Below are 15,552 nucleotides of genomic sequence, written 5' to 3'. Positions count from 1 at the left end.
CCGCCAATCAAGGGTTGTCCGGTTTTCTACAGGCGAAAAAAAACCCGCCGTGGGCGGGTTTTATCTGAGAGAGGGATCGTTACCGGGCGTACATGCCCCACCAGAAGACGTGACCGAGGATGACAATCTGCTCTTCCTGCATGTCCTGGAAGCTGTAGTCCTCGTCCGGATGCTCATCGCGATTGAAGCTGCGCAGGCGAATACCGGTTGGCAGGCGATAGAGCTGTTTCACCCGCAATTGACCGTTGTGGTTGATCGCGTAAAGGTCGCCATCGATGATGTCGCCGATCCCGCACTTGCCCGCGTTGACACCGACGGTGGCGCCGTCACGCAGCACCGGCAACATGCTGTTGCCCCGCACGGTCACGCATTTGGCCTGGTCGAACTGCACGCCGTTATGGCGCAGGCTGCGCTTGCCGAAGCGCAGGCTGGAGCGTTCGCTCTCTTCGATGACGAATCTTCCTGATCCAGCAGCCAATTCAACCTCGCGAAGGAAGGGCACCGACACCTCGTCGTCATCGACGGGCGTGTCATCGTCCCACAGGCTTATGTCCTTGAGTTCGGAATGCAACTCCTCGCGCCCGCCGCCCGCGACCGGCGCAACGTCCGCGCGCCCGCGCAACTGATCGGTACTCACGGCGAAGTACTCGGCGATCTTCGAGATGTGTTTATCCGAAGGATCGACGATCTTCCCGCTGAGAATCCGCGAGAGAGTGGATTGAGGCACGCCGGTGCGACGGTGGAGCTCCGTGGGGGAGATCCCGTGCTGATCGAGCAGTGCTCTTAAGACGGAGGATACGTTGCGTTTTTGCATAACGCGCATAGTGCTTGAAGTTTTTCGCGAAGACAAATGCTGATTTGCATAAATCGTGCATAGTCGACCTTTTTGCGCCATAAAGCTGTCGCCCGGCCGCGATGCCTGCGTCCGACAGACTGCCCATGGTAACCTTGCGCCCATCGCGGAAAAGCCCGGCGACTGCCCCGCTTTTGCCCCACATCTTCCAACGAGTTACCTGACAATCCGATGAATAAAGCCGTCTCCGACCTGTCCTCCCACACCCCGATGATGCAGCAGTACTGGCGCCTGAAGAATCAGCACCCGGACCAGCTGATGTTCTACCGCATGGGCGACTTCTACGAGATCTTCTACGAAGACGCGAAGAAGGCGGCCAAGTTGCTGGACATCACCCTGACCGCTCGCGGGCAGTCGGCGGGCCAGGCGATTCCGATGTGCGGGATTCCGTATCACGCGGCGGAAGGCTATCTGGCGAAACTGGTCAAGCTCGGCGAATCGGTCGTGATCTGCGAGCAGGTCGGTGATCCGGCCACCAGCAAGGGTCCGGTGGAGCGTCAGGTGGTGCGGATCATCACCCCGGGCACAGTCAGCGATGAGGCATTGCTGGATGAGCGTCGCGACAACCTGATTGCGGCGGTGCTGGGCGACGAGCGTCTGTTCGGTCTGGCGGTGCTGGATATCACCAGCGGCAACTTCACCGTGCTGGAGATCAAGGGCTGGGAAAACCTGTTGGCGGAGCTGGAGCGGGTCAACCCGGTCGAGTTACTGATCCCGGATGACTGGCCGAAGGATCTGCCGGCGGAAAAACGCCGTGGCGTTCGTCGCCGCGCGCCGTGGGACTTCGAGCGTGATTCGGCGCTGAAAAGTCTTTGCCAGCAGTTTTCGACCCAAGACCTCAAAGGCTTCGGCTGCGAAACGTTGACCCTGGCCATCGGCGCTGCCGGTTGCCTGCTGGCGTACGCCAAGGAAACCCAGCGTACCGCCCTGCCCCATCTGCGCAGTCTGCGTCACGAGCGGCTGGACGATACCGTGGTGCTGGACGGCGCCAGCCGCCGCAACCTGGAACTCGACACCAACCTGGCCGGCGGCCGCGACAACACCCTGCAATCGGTAGTCGACCGTTGCCAGACCGCCATGGGCAGCCGCTTGCTGACCCGCTGGCTGAACCGCCCGCTGCGCGACCTGACCGTGCTGCTGGCGCGTCAGAGCTCGATCACTTGCCTGCTCGACCGCTATCGCTTTGAAAGCCTGCAACCGCAGCTCAAGGAAATCGGCGACATCGAGCGGATTCTGGCGCGGATCGGTCTGCGCAATGCCCGTCCTCGGGACCTCGCCCGCCTGCGTGACGCACTCGGCGCCCTGCCGGAACTGCAAGTGGCGATGACCGACCTGGAAGCGCCACACCTGCAACGCCTGGCCACCACCACCAGCACTTACCCGGAACTGGCGGCGCTGCTGGAAAAAGCCATTATCGACAACCCACCGGCAGTGATCCGTGACGGTGGCGTACTGAAAACCGGCTACGACAGCGAGCTCGACGAGCTGCAATCGCTGAGCGAAAACGCCGGTCAGTTCCTGATCGACCTGGAAGCCCGGGAAAAGGCCCGCACCGGCCTGGCCAACCTGAAAGTCGGCTACAACCGTATCCACGGCTACTTCATCGAATTGCCGAGCAAGCAGGCCGAATCGGCACCGGCAGACTACATCCGTCGGCAGACCCTCAAGGGTGCCGAGCGCTTCATCACGCCTGAACTGAAAGAATTCGAAGACAAGGCACTGTCGGCCAAGAGCCGTGCCCTGGCTCGCGAGAAGATGCTTTACGAAGCGCTGCTGGAAGATCTGATCAGCCAGTTGCCGCCACTGCAGGACACTGCTGGCGCCCTGGCCGAGCTGGACGTGCTGAGCAACCTCGCCGAGCGTGCTCTGAATCTCGATCTGAATTGCCCGACCTTCGTCAGCGAACCGTGCATGCGCATTACCCAGGGTCGTCACCCGGTGGTCGAGCAAGTGCTGACCACGCCGTTCGTGGCCAACGATCTGAGCCTGGACGACAACACTCGGATGCTGGTGATTACCGGTCCGAACATGGGCGGTAAATCCACCTATATGCGCCAGACTGCATTGATCGTGTTGCTGGCCCATATCGGCAGCTTCGTGCCGGCAGCCAGTTGCGAACTGTCGCTGGTGGACCGGATTTTCACCCGGATCGGCTCCAGCGACGACCTCGCCGGCGGACGTTCGACCTTCATGGTGGAAATGAGCGAAACCGCCAACATCCTGCACAACGCCACCGAGCGCAGCCTGGTGCTGATGGACGAGGTCGGCCGCGGCACCAGCACCTTCGACGGTTTGTCGCTGGCATGGGCGGCGGCTGAGCGACTGGCACATTTGCGTGCCTATACTCTATTTGCAACGCACTATTTCGAACTGACCGTGTTGCCGGAAGCCGAGCCTCTGGTGGCCAACGTGCACCTCAACGCCACCGAGCACAACGAACGCATCGTGTTCCTGCACCATGTGTTGCCGGGGCCTGCCAGCCAAAGCTATGGCCTGGCGGTGGCACAACTGGCCGGTGTACCGAGCGAAGTGATCGTGCGCGCGCGCGAGCATCTGAGCCGACTGGAAGACACCGCACTGCCCCACGAGGCGCCGAAGCCTGCCGTCAAAGGCAAACCGGCGACACCGCAGCAAAGCGACATGTTTGCCAGCCTGCCGCATCCGGTACTGGACGAACTGGCCAAACTGGATCTCGATGACGTGACGCCGCGTCGGGCGCTCGAAATGTTATATGCACTTAAGAACCGGATCTAAGCACCGAAGAACCGGATATAACGCAAACGGCTTCAAGCTGTTAGAATCTCGCGCGGTTCGGGATGCTGCTGGCTATTAGCCTGGCTGGCAGACATCGCTCCCGAACCTGGCGACCCCAACCGTGAAGGGGCAACGCTGCCGCCGCCTGAGGAGAAAATTAGAAATGACCTTCGTCGTCACCGACAACTGCATCAAGTGCAAGTACACCGACTGCGTAGAAGTCTGTCCGGTGGACTGCTTTTACGAAGGCCCGAACTTCCTGGTGATTCACCCGGATGAGTGCATCGACTGCGCCCTGTGCGAACCGGAATGCCCGGCCGTCGCGATTTTCTCCGAGGACGAAGTTCCGGAAGAAATGCAGGAGTTCATTCAACTGAACGTTGAGCTGGCCGAAATCTGGCCGAACATCACCGAGAAGAAAGAATCGCTGCCGGACGCCGAAGAGTGGGATGGCGTCAAAGGCAAGATCAAAGACCTCGAACGCTGATCTGCCCCGCGTTTGAAGAAAAGGCCCCTTGCGGGCCTTTTTGTTTTTTCGGGTTTTGCTTTTCTGCGGGCAAAAAAAGGGGCGGTTTGACCCGCCCACATTTTTTCCCTATTCCCTGTGTTCCTTTTCATCGTCCTGATGAATCGCGTCCTGCGATGTCCATTCCCTTCTTCCTTGAAGGGCGTGTCTATCCGTCGACACAACCCAGATACTAAAGAGTTCCCCGGTTCGGGCAACCGCTCCGTTCCGGTAAAACCTCGTGTCATAAGCATTTAATATTTATAAATATCCATATAAATCATAGCCTTATCAGCGACCCTACAGCCCAATGGATGTCTTCCGCTGTGTAAAAATAACGAACACTTACGAAAGAGTAAGCCAGGGCTTACACCGAGAGACTACAAACCCGGGAAACGACGACCGGTCGTCAGATTCCTAACAGGTTGCCAGAGCCGGACAACAAAAAGCCCCGAACCAGTCGGGGCTTTTTGCGGGCGATCATGCAAGACGCTTACTGAAACAGCGACTCGCTCGACAGGCCGTTTTTCTCGAGAATCTCACGCAGGCGCTTGAGGCCTTCCACCTGGATCTGTCTCACCCGTTCCCGGGTCAGTCCGATCTCCAGGCCTACATCTTCCAGCGTGCTGCTCTCGTGACCGCGCAGACCGAAGCGGCGGACCACCACCTCGCGTTGCTTGTCGGTCAGCTCCGAGAGCCATTGATCGATGCTCTGCGACAGATCGTCGTCCTGCAGCAGTTCGCATGGATCGGTCGGACGGTCATCCGTGAGGGTGTCCAGCAGGGTTTTATCCGAATCCGGACCCAGCGAGACGTCGACCGAAGAAACCCGCTCGTTCAGGCCCAGCATTCGCTTGACCTCGCCCACCGGTTTTTCCAGCAGGTTGGCGATTTCTTCGGGTGAAGGTTCGTGATCGAGCTTTTGCGTCAGCTCCCGTGCGGCCCGCAGGTACACGTTGAGCTCCTTGACCACATGGATCGGCAGCCGGATGGTCCGGGTCTGATTCATGATCGCGCGCTCGATGGTCTGACGGATCCACCAGGTCGCGTAGGTCGAGAAGCGGAAGCCGCGCTCAGGATCGAACTTTTCCACCGCGCGGATCAGCCCGAGGTTGCCCTCTTCGATCAGATCCAGCAGCGACAGCCCCCGATTGACATAACGCCGGGCGATTTTGACCACCAGCCGCAGGTTACTTTCAATCATGCGCTTGCGCCCGGCGGGGTCGCCACTTTGCGACAGACGCGCAAAATGAACTTCTTCCTCCGGGGAGAGCAATGGGGAAAAGCCGATTTCGTTGAGGTACAGCTGCGTGGCATCGAGTGCCCGGGTGTAGTCGATGTACTTGTGTTGCTTAAGTGAAGCGGAGTGTTTGGATTTGGCACGAACGGAAGGTGGAGCAGCCCCTTCATCATTCGACATCGAATCCGAATCGATGCCGGTCTCCATCAGGAGAACCTCATCGTCGATGTCAAACTCCGGCACTTCTTTACTGAGAGCCATTGTTATAGTCCTTTGGTGAGTTCGACCCCAAGCTCAAGCGACGCCTTTATCCTTGGCAACGCTGGAGCCTGTCCCCTCTACGCGACGGAACAGGCTGGTCTGCAAATCAACGTCTTGGCAGGAACTGCAGCGGATCTACAGGTTTACCTTGTCGGCGAATCTCAAAATGCAGTTTCACCCGGTCTGTACCCGTTGACCCCATTTCGGCAATTGTCTGTCCGACTTTGACCTGCTGCCCCTCCCGTACCAACAGCCGACGGTTGTGTCCGTAAGCACTGACGTAGGTTTCGCTGTGTTTGATGATGACCAATTCGCCGTAGCCCCTTAAGCCACTCCCGGCGTAAACCACCGTCCCATCAGACGCAGCTAAAACAGGCTGTCCCAAATCTCCGGCGATATCAATTCCTTTATTCAAACTACCGTTTGAAGAGAATTTACCAATCAGAATGCCATTAGATGGCCATCCCCAGCCGGTCGGGGCCGGGCCCGGTGGAGGCAATGGAGCCGGTGCCGGCTTGTTGGCGACGGACGGTACAACGGTCGTGGCAGCCGCCCCGGAACCCGTGGTTGTGGTGGTCGTCGTGCCATTCGCCTGGCGCCGGATTATCGTGGTTTTGCTCGACGAGGGCGGCGCAGAACTGCTGTTGCTCACCACCGCTGTCGACGTTGAACCCGGGCGTCCATCGAAGCGAATCGTCTGACCCGGGTGGATCGTGTACGGCGTAGGAATATTGTTCCGGGCAGCGAGGGCTTTGTAGTCCCAGCCGTAGCGAAACGCGATGGAAAACATCGTATCGCCTGGCCGGACTACATACTGTCCGGTCGTCACTGTAGGACGCTGGGCGACCGCGTTGTTGCGATCGACGACCCGAACGTTGTTCGATTTGGTGCTGGAGCAACCGACCAGCAAGGTGCTCAAGACAAGGCCAGTCACCAGGCGCTGAAAGCTCGTGTTACCCATACGCTGCGCAATGACTGTGAGACTCACCCGCCGCTCCCTTTGTGGTGGCTGAAAAATGTGGATTGCCGATTTCGGCGTGTAGCTTCGCAAGTATAACGGGCGAATCCGGCTTTACCTTTAATGAAGCGTTATCGCTCGGCGCACACGTTTGCTCATGGACGATGAATTCCGTTTAAACAATCGGTGCCGCTGTAAGACAGGTGCACTCGCAAGGAATTCAGCGCCGAAAAACAAATGCTCAGGCCAGCGGCCCGTTGAGCAATGGCACGAAACGCACCGCCCCGAGAACGTGTCGGGAGAAGCCGTTTTCTTCGCGCACGATCAACATCAATTGCTGAACTTCGCCTGAGCCGACCGGGATGACCATCCGCCCGCCTGGTGCCAGCTGATCGAGCAGCGCCTGGGGAACATCGGTCGCCACGGCCGTGACGATGATGCCGTTGTACGGCGCCAGCGCCGGCCAGCCTTCCCAGCCATCGCCCCAGCGGAACACCACGTTGCGCAGGTTGAGCTCGACCAGGCGTTCCTTGGCCCGGTCCTGCAGTACCTTGATCCGCTCGACGGAGAACACCCGCTCGACCAGTTGCGACAACACTGCGGTCTGGTAACCGGAACCGGTGCCGATTTCCAATACCTTGTCCAGCGGCCCCGCTTCGAGCAGCAACTCGCTCATGCGCGCGACCATATAAGGCTGGGAGATGGTCTGGTTGTGGCCGATCGGCAGCGCGGTGTCTTCGTAGGCACGGTGCGCCAGCGCTTCGTCGACAAAGAGATGTCGCGGGGTACGGCGGATCACTTCCAGCACGTTCGCGTTGGACAGCCCTTCTTCATACAGACGTTGAATCAGGCGTTCACGGGTGCGCTGGGAGGTCATCCCGATGCCGCTGCGCAACCGGTCGTCTTGTTCACGAGCCATCAGTTGAGCCCCTCCAGCCAGCCGTCGAGACTTCTGAAAGCATCATTGAAGGTGCGATCGAGCTGCAACGGAGTGATGGAAACGTAGCCCTGCATCACCGCATGGAAATCGGTGCCCGGACCGCCGTCTTCTGCATCGCCGGCAGCGGCGATCCAGTAACCGGCCTTGCCACGGGGATCGACCACTTTCATTGGCGCTGCCGCACGGGCGCGATGCCCCAGGCGTGTCAGCTGAATGCCGCGAATGTGATCAAGCGGCAGATTGGGAATGTTCACATTCAGCACCGTGCGCGGTGGCAGATCGAGCCCGGCGTGGGCCTCGACCAGTTTGCGCGCAAAGTAGGCGGCAGTGGGCAGATTGTCCACCTGCCGGGAAGCCAGCGAGAAGGCAAACGATGGTCGTTCGAGAAAACGCCCTTCAAGGGCTGCCGCCACTGTCCCGGAATACAACACGTCGTCGCCCAGGTTGGCGCCGAGGTTGATGCCCGAAACCACCATGTCCGGTTCGCGCTCCAGCAAACCGTTGAGCCCCAGGTGTACGCAGTCGGTCGGCGTGCCGTTGAGACTGATGAAACCGTTGGCCAGGTATTGCGGGTGCAGCGGACGATCCAGCGTCAGCGAACTGCTGGCACCGCTCTTGTCCTGTTCCGGGGCGATAACCACGCATTCGGTGTAATCCGCCAGCGCAGCATAAAGCGCGGCAAGACCGGGCGCAGTCACCCCATCGTCGTTAGAAATCAGAATACGCATGGGCTGTCCGTCTGCCCCACCGGCACCAGATCAACGAGTTCGCGCACCAATACGGTGGCGAAGCATCCGGCCGGGAGGACGAATTCCAGTTGCAGAATGTCAGGCTCGGGATAATGCCACGTCAACCCGCCAATGGGCAGCCGCAGGATACGACGTTCGTGGCTCATACCGGCATTAATCAACCAATCGCGCAGATCCGCCTCGCGTGCGGCGATTGCCTGCTCCAGATCATGGACAGCGCCGGCGGCCGGTGAGTCACCTTCGCCCCACTGCGGGCCGGTCGGATGCAGATCGAGTATCGCGAGGCGCGGGTCGCTGCACTCGGCTTCACCCGCCGGGAAAAAGCTGCGGCTGTCGGTGAAGGCCAGCAGATCGCCGACCTGGGCGCGCTGCCAGGTACCATCGACAACACGTGCCGCCAGCACCTGATTGAACAGAAAACTGCGTGCGGTCGACAGCAGGCGCGAACGCACATTGCGCTGCTCCGGCAGAGCCTTGCGCGCCGCCCATGAACGGGCATCGACCACGTTGCCACCGTCATGGCCGAAACGCTGGGCACCGAAGTAGTTCGGGATACCTTGCTTGGCAATCTGTTGCAGGCGCTCGTCGATGGCAGCCTTGTCGCCATTGAACTGGGTCAGGCGCAAGGTGAAACCGTTGGCCGAATGCGCACCGCGTTGCAACTTGCGCTTGTGGCGGGTGGTCTTGAGGATCTTCAGCGTGTCGTTTTCCGCCGCTGACAGGTCCGGGTCAGCCTTGCCCGGCAATTGAACGCTGAACCACTGGCGGGTCAGCGCCTGACGGTCTTTCAGGCCGGCATAGCTGACCGTGCGCAGTGGCACGCCGGCCGCCTTGGCGATGCGTCGTGCCGCTTCTTCGGTGTTCAGACCGCGCTTTTCCACCCAGATCCACAGGTGCTCGCCATCACCGCTGAACGGAATGTCGAGGACTTCATCGACCTGGAAATCTTCGGCGATGGCTTTCAGTACCGCGGTGCCGAGGGCATCGCCATAGGCCCGCGGGCCGAGCAGTTGCAGTTCGTTCATGCGCGCAGCAACAAGGCAACGGAATGCACGGCGATGCCTTCTTCGCGACCGACGAAGCCGAGCTTCTCGGTGGTGGTGGCTTTCACGTTCACTTGATCCAGTTCTACTTGCAGATCCGCGGCAATCAGCGCGCGCATCGATTCGATATGAGGGGCCATTTTCGGGGCCTGGGCAACAATGGTGTTGTCGACGTTGCCGATTTTCCAGCCTTTGGCGTGGATCAGGCTGACCACGTGACGCAACAGCACACGGCTGTCGGCGCCCTTGAATTGCGGGTCGGTGTCCGGGAAATGCTTGCCGATATCACCCAGCGCCGCGGCGCCGAGCAAGGCATCGCTCAAGGCATGCAGCAGGACGTCACCGTCGGAGTGAGCGAGCAGCCCGAAGCCGTGTGCGATTCGCACGCCGCCCAGAGTAATGAAATCGCCTTCAGCGAAACGGTGCACATCATAGCCGTGGCCAATACGCATAAAAAAACGCCCCGAATTTTGTCAGGGCGTGATTCTACCTGCATTAGCCCTTGAGGGCGCGTGCGTGATGCTGCAAGTGGTCGTCAATGAAGCTGGCAATGAAGAAATAGCTGTGGTCGTAGCCTGGTTGCAGGCGCAACGTCAGCGGATGACCCGCCTGTTTTGCCGCTTGTTGCAGGGCTTCGGGTTTGAGCTGGGTGGCGAGGAAGTCGTCGCGATCACCCTGATCGACCAGCAACGGCAGTTTCTCGTCGGCCTCGGCGATCAGCGCACAGGCATCCCACTCGCGCCATTTCGAACGGTCTTCGCCCAGATAACGGGAGAACGCCTTCTGACCCCACGGGCAATCCATCGGGTTGTTGATCGGCGAAAATGCCGACACCGATTGGTAACGCCCCGGATTGCGCAACGCACAGACCAATGCACCGTGACCACCCATGGAGTGGCCGCTGATGCTGCGCTTGTCCGACGCCGGGAAATGCGCTTCAACCAGTGAAGGCAATTCCTGCACGACGTAGTCATGCATCCGATAGTGCCGCGACCATGGTTCCTGCGTGGCATTCAGGTAGAACCCGGCACCGAGGCCGAAATCCCACGCGCCATCCGGATCGCCCGGTACATCGGCGCCACGGGGGCTGGTGTCCGGCGCCACGATGATCAACCCCAGTTCGGCTGCCATGCGCATGGCGCCGGCCTTCTGCATGAAGTTCTCGTCCGTGCAGGTCAGGCCCGACAACCAGTACAGCACCGGCAGCTTGCCGCCCTGCTCTGCCTGCGGTGGCAGATACACGGCAAACACCATGTCGCAGCCCAGCACTTCGGAGCGATGGCGATAGCGCTTGTGCCAACCGCCGAAACTCTTCTGACAGGAGATGTTTTCCAGACTCATGTAGGACTCCTACGCAACCACGGCTGCACATTGGCAGCCGTGGCATCGCGATTGATCAGAAATGAATGACGGTGCGGATGCTCTTGCCTTCGTGCATCAGGTCGAAGGCCTTGTTGATGTCTTCCAGGCCCATGGTGTGGGTGATGAAGGTGTCCAGCGGGATTTCGCCGCTCTGAGCCATGTCGACATAGCTTGGCAATTCGGTACGACCACGCACGCCGCCGAACGCCGAACCGCGCCAGACGCGACCGGTCACCAGCTGGAATGGACGGGTAGCGATTTCCTGGCCGGCACCGGCCACGCCGATGATGACCGACTCGCCCCAGCCTTTATGGCAGCACTCGAGGGCTGCGCGCATCAGTTGTACGTTGCCGATGCATTCGAAGGAGAAATCGACGCCGCCGTCGGTCATGTCGACGATCACTTCCTGGATCGGACGATCGAAGTCTTTCGGGTTCACGCAGTCGGTAGCGCCCAGTTGCTTGGCGATTTCGAACTTGGCCGGGTTGATGTCGATAGCGATGATGCGCGAGGCCTTGGCCTTCACCGCACCAATCACCGCCGACAGACCGATGCCGCCAAGACCGAAGATGGCCACGGTGTCACCCGGTTTGACCTTGGCGGTGTTGATCACCGCACCGATACCGGTGGTCACGCCGCAACCGAGCAGGCAGACCTTTTCCAGCGGCGCATCCTTGGAGATCTTGGCCACGGAGATTTCCGGCAGCACGGTGTACTCGGAGAAGGTCGAAGTACCCATGTAGTGGAAAATCGTTTGGCCCTTGTAGGAAAAACGCGAAGTGCCGTCCGGCATCAGGCCCTTGCCCTGAGTGGCGCGAATCGCCTGGCACAGGTTGGTCTTGCCCGACTTGCAGAATTTGCACTGACCGCATTCCGGGGTGTACAGCGGGATCACATGGTCGCCGACGGCCACCGAGGTCACGCCTTCGCCGATCGCTTCAACGATGGCACCACCTTCGTGACCGAGGATCGACGGGAAGATACCTTCCGGGTCAGCGCCGGACAGGGTGTAGGCGTCAGTGTGGCAAACCCCGGAAGCCACCACGCGCAGCAACACTTCACCGGCCTTGGGCATGGCGACATCGACTTCTACGATTTCCAGCGGCTTCTTGGCCTCGAAGGCAACGGCGGCGCGCGACTTGATCATGCTGACTCTCCAGTGAATCCATTGAATAAAAAAACAGACTGGCAGTGTAGTCCAGCGCCGATTGATGAATAATCCGGACAAAAGCAAAACATTATTGCCATACAGGGATAATCCCCATGTCCGAAAACCGCTGGGAAGGCATCGACGAGTTCGTCGCCGTTGCCGAATGCAGCCAGTTCACCGCTGCTGCCGAACGTCTGGGCGTTTCTTCCTCGCACATCAGTCGACAAATCGTACGACTGGAAGAGCGTTTGCAGACACGACTGCTCTACCGCAGTACCCGGCGCGTCACGCTGACAGAAGCCGGCCAGACCTTCCTGCAACATTGTCAGCGCCTGCAGGACGGCCGCGAAGAAGCGCTGCGCGCGGTCGGTGATCTGACCAGCGAGCCCAAAGGCATGCTGCGCATGACCTGTGCCGTGGCCTACGGCGAGCGCTTCATCGTGCCGCTGGTGACCCGGTTCATGGGGCACTACCCGCAACTGCGCATCGATATCGAACTGACCAACCGGCAACTCGATCTGGTGCATGAAGGCCTGGATCTGGCGATCCGTCTCGGGCGTCTTCAGGATTCCCGGTTAGTGGCGACTCGTCTGGCCCCACGGCGCATGTATCTCTGCGCATCACCGTCCTACCTCGAACGGTACGGTCGGCCACATAGTTTGTCGGAACTGAGCCGGCACAATTGCCTGATCGGCAGCTCGGATATCTGGCAACTGGAACAGAACGGGCGGGAATTTTCCCAGCGGGTACAGGGAAACTGGCGCTGCAACAGTGGGCAAGCGGTGCTGGATGCAGCGCTACAAGGCGTGGGCTTATGTCAGTTGCCGGACTATTACGTGCTGGAGCACCTGCACAGCGGTGCGTTGATCTCTTTGCTGGAAGCGCATCAACCGCCAAATACGGCGGTGTGGGCGCTGTATCCACAGCAAAGGCACCTTTCGCCGAAGGTGCGCAAACTGGTGGATTTTCTCAAGGAAGGTCTGGCCGAACGGCCGGAGTACCGGATTTAACGACGGTTGGCCCAGCGCTGGCGCAACCATTCCAAGTCTTCCGGGCGGGTGACTTTCAGGTTATCCGCACGGCCCTCGATCAGACGCGGCGCCATACCGGCCCACTCCATCGCCGAGGCTTCATCGGTGATCAGCGCATCGGCCACCAGACTGTCCGCCAGTGCGCGGTGCAGCGCACCGAGGCGGAACATCTGCGGCGTGTAGGCCTGCCAGATCACGCTGCGATCCACGGTTTCGACCACACGACCGTGCTTGTCGACCCGCTTCAGGGTGTCGCGCGCCGGCACAGCCAGCAAACCACCCACCGCATCGTTCGCCAGCTCAGCGAGCAGTTTGTCGAGATCGTCACGGCTCAGATTGGGCCGTGCCGCATCGTGCACCAGCACCCAATCCTCATCGTCGGCACCTTGCGCGTGCAAATGCAGCAAGGCGTTGAGCACCGAACCGGAACGCTCGGCACCGCCATCGACCCGTTGAATTCGCGGATCGCTGGCGCTGGCCAGGGTCGGCCAATAAGGATCATCAGAGGCAAGACTGACCACCAGCCCCTTGAGGCTAGGGTGATCGAGGAAACAGCCGAGGCTGTGTTCGAGAATTGTGCGCCCGCCCAGTTGCAGATATTGCTTGGGACGGTCCGCGGCCATACGGGCACCAACGCCCGCGGCAGGAATCACGGCCCAGAAGGCCGGCAGGGAATCGATCATTGGGCCAACTGGTAAAGGGTTTCGCCGTCCTTGACCATGCCCAGTTCGTGACGAGCCCGTTCTTCAACGGTCTCCATGCCTTTCTTCAACTCGCTGACTTCAGCGTCCATCACCCGGTTGCGCTCCAGCAGGGCTTCGTTCTCGGCGTGTTGATCAGCGATCTGCTGATTCAGTTCGGCAACTTGCGCCAGACTGCCATTGCCCACCCACAGGCGGTACTGCAGACCGGCCAGCAGCAAGAGCAAGACGAGAAACAACCAGTAAGGACTGCGCATCGAATATCAGGTATCCAGTGAAAAAAGACAGCCACGCAAAAACTTTGAAGCATCTGATAGCACGAAGCCTGGAATATCCAGGCTTGTGCATATAAGGCATCAGATTAGTGGCAAATCCATCGCTGTCACGACTTTTCCGACACAATCCGGTGTCTTTTTAACATGTGTGCCTTGCTTCACCAATACGCTTCACTTTTGGCGAGTGACTGTTGCCGTCAAGCAAGGCGCCGCGACGAGTCATAGCGCGCTATGGCGAGGAGCGGCAACGCTGCGTGACGGCAACAGGCGCCGCCAAAATGAAGCAGTATTGGTGAGGCAGGGCACTTACTCAGCCGCGGAACTCGCTGCGACCGTTGTACTTGGCTTTGCCATTCAACTGCTCTTCGATACGCAGCAGTTGGTTGTATTTGGAAACGCGGTCGGAACGGCACAGCGAGCCGGTCTTGATCTGGCCAGCCGAAGTGCCCACAGCCAGGTCGGCAATGGTCGAATCTTCGGTTTCGCCCGAACGGTGCGAGATAACGGCGGTGTAACCGGCAGCCTTGGCCATCTGGATGGCTTCCAGGGTTTCGGTCAGGGTGCCGATCTGGTTGAACTTGATCAGGATCGAGTTGGCGATCTTTTTATCGATGCCTTCTTTCAGGATCTTGGTGTTGGTCACGAACAGGTCGTCGCCGACCAGTTGGGTCTTCTCGCCGATCTTGTCGGTGAGGATCTTCCAGCCAGCCCAGTCGGACTCGTCCAGACCGTCTTCGATCGAGATGATCGGGTAACGCTCGGTCAGGCCTTTCAGGTAATCGGCGAAACCTTCAGCGGTGAACACCTGGCCTTCGCCGGACAGGTTGTACTTGCCGTCTTCGAAGAATTCGCTGGCCGCGCAGTCCAGAGCCAGGGTCACGTCGGTGCCCAGCTTGTAACCAGCGTTGGCGACTGCTTCGGAGATCACTTTCAGTGCGTCTTCGTTGGACGCCAGGTTCGGCGCGAAACCGCCTTCGTCACCGACAGCAGTGCTCAGGCCACGGGCTTTCAGAACAGCTTTCAGGTGATGGAAAATCTCGGTGCCCATGCGCAGACCTTCCGAGAAAGACTTGGCGCCAACCGGCTGAACCATGAATTCCTGGATGTCGACGTTGTTGTCGGCGTGTTCGCCACCGTTGATGATGTTCATCATCGGAACCGGCATCGAGTAGACACCCGGAGTGCCGTTCAGGTTGGCGATGTGTGCGTACAGCGGCAGGTCCTGATCCTGTGCAGCCGCCTTGGCCGCAGCCAGGGAAACGGCGAGGATGGCGTTGGCGCCCAGGGTTGCCTTGTTTTCGGTACCGTCGAGCTTGATCATCGCGTGATCCAGGGCTTTCTGGTCGCTCGGGTCGGTGCCCAGCAGCAGATCGCGGATCGGACCGTTGATGTTGGCTACCGCCTTGAGCACGCCCTTGCCCAGGTAACGGCTCTTGTCGCCATCACGCAGCTCGAGCGCTTCACGCGAGCCAGTGGATGCACCGGACGGCGCGCAAGCGCTGCCGATGATGCCGTTGTCGAGAAGCACGTCCGCTTCCACGGTGGGATTGCCACGGGAGTCGAGAACTTCACGACCTTTGATGTCGACGATTTTTGCCATTGTTGTAAACACTCCAAAGTTGACGAAAACGACGCAGCTAGAGGAAATCTTTTGACCGTCGGCAAGTGGTGTACAGCGGGCAGCTTGCAGACGACAACGCTCATACCCGAGGGCATGAGCGACAAATCGT

Annotated in this window: 15 protein-coding genes; 3 read left to right on the top strand and 12 right to left on the bottom strand. The window is 59.7% G+C overall.

Translation table 11 applies throughout. The features are described 5' to 3' along the window. Positions 1 to 79: 79 nt before the first annotated feature. Positions 80 to 814 (bottom strand): XRE family transcriptional regulator, encoded by a 735-nt coding sequence (locus tag ACKLNA_RS13830; protein WP_085712860.1) that lies wholly within the window; start codon positions 812 to 814, stop codon positions 80 to 82. 210 nt (positions 815 to 1,024) lie between these two features. On the opposite strand from ACKLNA_RS13830, the gene mutS reads away from it, so the two are divergent. Then, the gene (gene mutS, locus ACKLNA_RS13825) at positions 1,025 to 3,607 is read left to right on the top strand and encodes a DNA mismatch repair protein MutS (RefSeq protein WP_408986163.1); all 2,583 of its coding nucleotides are present in this window, start codon (positions 1,025 to 1,027) and stop codon (positions 3,605 to 3,607) included. Positions 3,608 to 3,770: 163 nt separating this feature from the next. After that, positions 3,771 to 4,094, top strand: coding sequence for a ferredoxin FdxA (gene fdxA / locus ACKLNA_RS13820; protein ID WP_007908827.1), 324 nt, complete (start codon positions 3,771 to 3,773; stop codon positions 4,092 to 4,094). A gap of 511 nt (positions 4,095 to 4,605) precedes the next feature. Here the strand turns inward: fdxA and rpoS are convergent. From rpoS to ACKLNA_RS13780, 8 genes are all read right to left on the bottom strand, one after another. After that, positions 4,606 to 5,613, bottom strand: a complete 1,008-nt coding sequence (rpoS, locus tag ACKLNA_RS13815) for an RNA polymerase sigma factor RpoS (RefSeq protein WP_007954831.1) — start codon at positions 5,611 to 5,613, stop codon at positions 4,606 to 4,608. A gap of 106 nt (positions 5,614 to 5,719) precedes the next feature. Then, positions 5,720 to 6,601: a peptidoglycan DD-metalloendopeptidase family protein gene (locus tag ACKLNA_RS13810; protein WP_408986162.1), complete on the bottom strand. Its 882-nt coding sequence runs from the start codon at positions 6,599 to 6,601 to the stop codon at positions 5,720 to 5,722. 211 nt (positions 6,602 to 6,812) lie between these two features. Next, the gene (locus ACKLNA_RS13805) at positions 6,813 to 7,448 is read right to left on the bottom strand and encodes a protein-L-isoaspartate(D-aspartate) O-methyltransferase (RefSeq protein ID WP_169432601.1); all 636 of its coding nucleotides are present in this window, start codon (positions 7,446 to 7,448) and stop codon (positions 6,813 to 6,815) included. A gap of 41 nt (positions 7,449 to 7,489) precedes the next feature. After that, on the bottom strand, positions 7,490 to 8,239 hold the full coding sequence (surE, locus tag ACKLNA_RS13800; protein ID WP_085712856.1) for a 5'/3'-nucleotidase SurE: 750 nt from the start codon (positions 8,237 to 8,239) through the stop codon (positions 7,490 to 7,492). After that, positions 8,227 to 9,285 carry a tRNA pseudouridine(13) synthase TruD gene (gene truD / locus ACKLNA_RS13795; protein WP_408986161.1) on the bottom strand — a complete coding sequence of 353 codons (1,059 nt, stop codon included), beginning with the start codon at positions 9,283 to 9,285 and terminating at the stop codon, positions 8,227 to 8,229. Before truD ends, surE begins: the two co-directional genes overlap by 13 nt. Continuing rightward, complete coding sequence (gene ispF, locus ACKLNA_RS13790; protein WP_042606995.1) at positions 9,282 to 9,755, bottom strand: 2-C-methyl-D-erythritol 2,4-cyclodiphosphate synthase; 474 nt, start codon at positions 9,753 to 9,755, stop codon at positions 9,282 to 9,284. Before ispF ends, truD begins: the two co-directional genes overlap by 4 nt. A gap of 43 nt (positions 9,756 to 9,798) precedes the next feature. Further along, the gene (gene fghA, locus ACKLNA_RS13785; RefSeq protein ID WP_408986160.1) at positions 9,799 to 10,644 is read right to left on the bottom strand and encodes an S-formylglutathione hydrolase; all 846 of its coding nucleotides are present in this window, start codon (positions 10,642 to 10,644) and stop codon (positions 9,799 to 9,801) included. Positions 10,645 to 10,699: 55 nt separating this feature from the next. Beyond that, positions 10,700 to 11,812, bottom strand: coding sequence for an S-(hydroxymethyl)glutathione dehydrogenase/class III alcohol dehydrogenase (locus ACKLNA_RS13780; RefSeq protein ID WP_007954819.1), 1,113 nt, complete (start codon positions 11,810 to 11,812; stop codon positions 10,700 to 10,702). A gap of 116 nt (positions 11,813 to 11,928) precedes the next feature. Here ACKLNA_RS13780 and ACKLNA_RS13775 point away from each other — a divergent pair, with 116 nt between their 5' ends. After that, a complete protein-coding gene (locus ACKLNA_RS13775; protein ID WP_085712852.1) occupies positions 11,929 to 12,825 on the top strand; it encodes a LysR substrate-binding domain-containing protein in 897 nt (298 codons plus the stop codon). Here the strand turns inward: ACKLNA_RS13775 and ispD are convergent. The 3 genes from ispD to eno form a co-directional block, all read right to left on the bottom strand. Next, positions 12,822 to 13,529: a 2-C-methyl-D-erythritol 4-phosphate cytidylyltransferase gene (gene ispD, locus ACKLNA_RS13770; RefSeq protein ID WP_408986159.1), complete on the bottom strand. Its 708-nt coding sequence runs from the start codon at positions 13,527 to 13,529 to the stop codon at positions 12,822 to 12,824. The two genes, ACKLNA_RS13775 and ispD, sit on opposite strands and share 4 nt — an antisense overlap. Continuing rightward, the gene (gene ftsB / locus ACKLNA_RS13765) at positions 13,526 to 13,804 is read right to left on the bottom strand and encodes a cell division protein FtsB (RefSeq protein WP_003222158.1); all 279 of its coding nucleotides are present in this window, start codon (positions 13,802 to 13,804) and stop codon (positions 13,526 to 13,528) included. Before ftsB ends, ispD begins: the two co-directional genes overlap by 4 nt. A gap of 328 nt (positions 13,805 to 14,132) precedes the next feature. Then, the gene (eno, locus tag ACKLNA_RS13760; protein WP_007954808.1) at positions 14,133 to 15,422 is read right to left on the bottom strand and encodes a phosphopyruvate hydratase; all 1,290 of its coding nucleotides are present in this window, start codon (positions 15,420 to 15,422) and stop codon (positions 14,133 to 14,135) included. Positions 15,423 to 15,552: the final 130 nt, after the last annotated feature.

Origin of the sequence: Pseudomonas sp. UV AK001, assembly GCF_046097675.1 — a bacterium.
Classification (GTDB): Bacteria; Pseudomonadota; Gammaproteobacteria; order Pseudomonadales; family Pseudomonadaceae; genus Aquipseudomonas; species Aquipseudomonas kribbensis.
The sequence above is the reverse complement of the archived record's forward strand: the minus strand, read 5'-3'. Positions and strand labels throughout refer to the sequence as shown.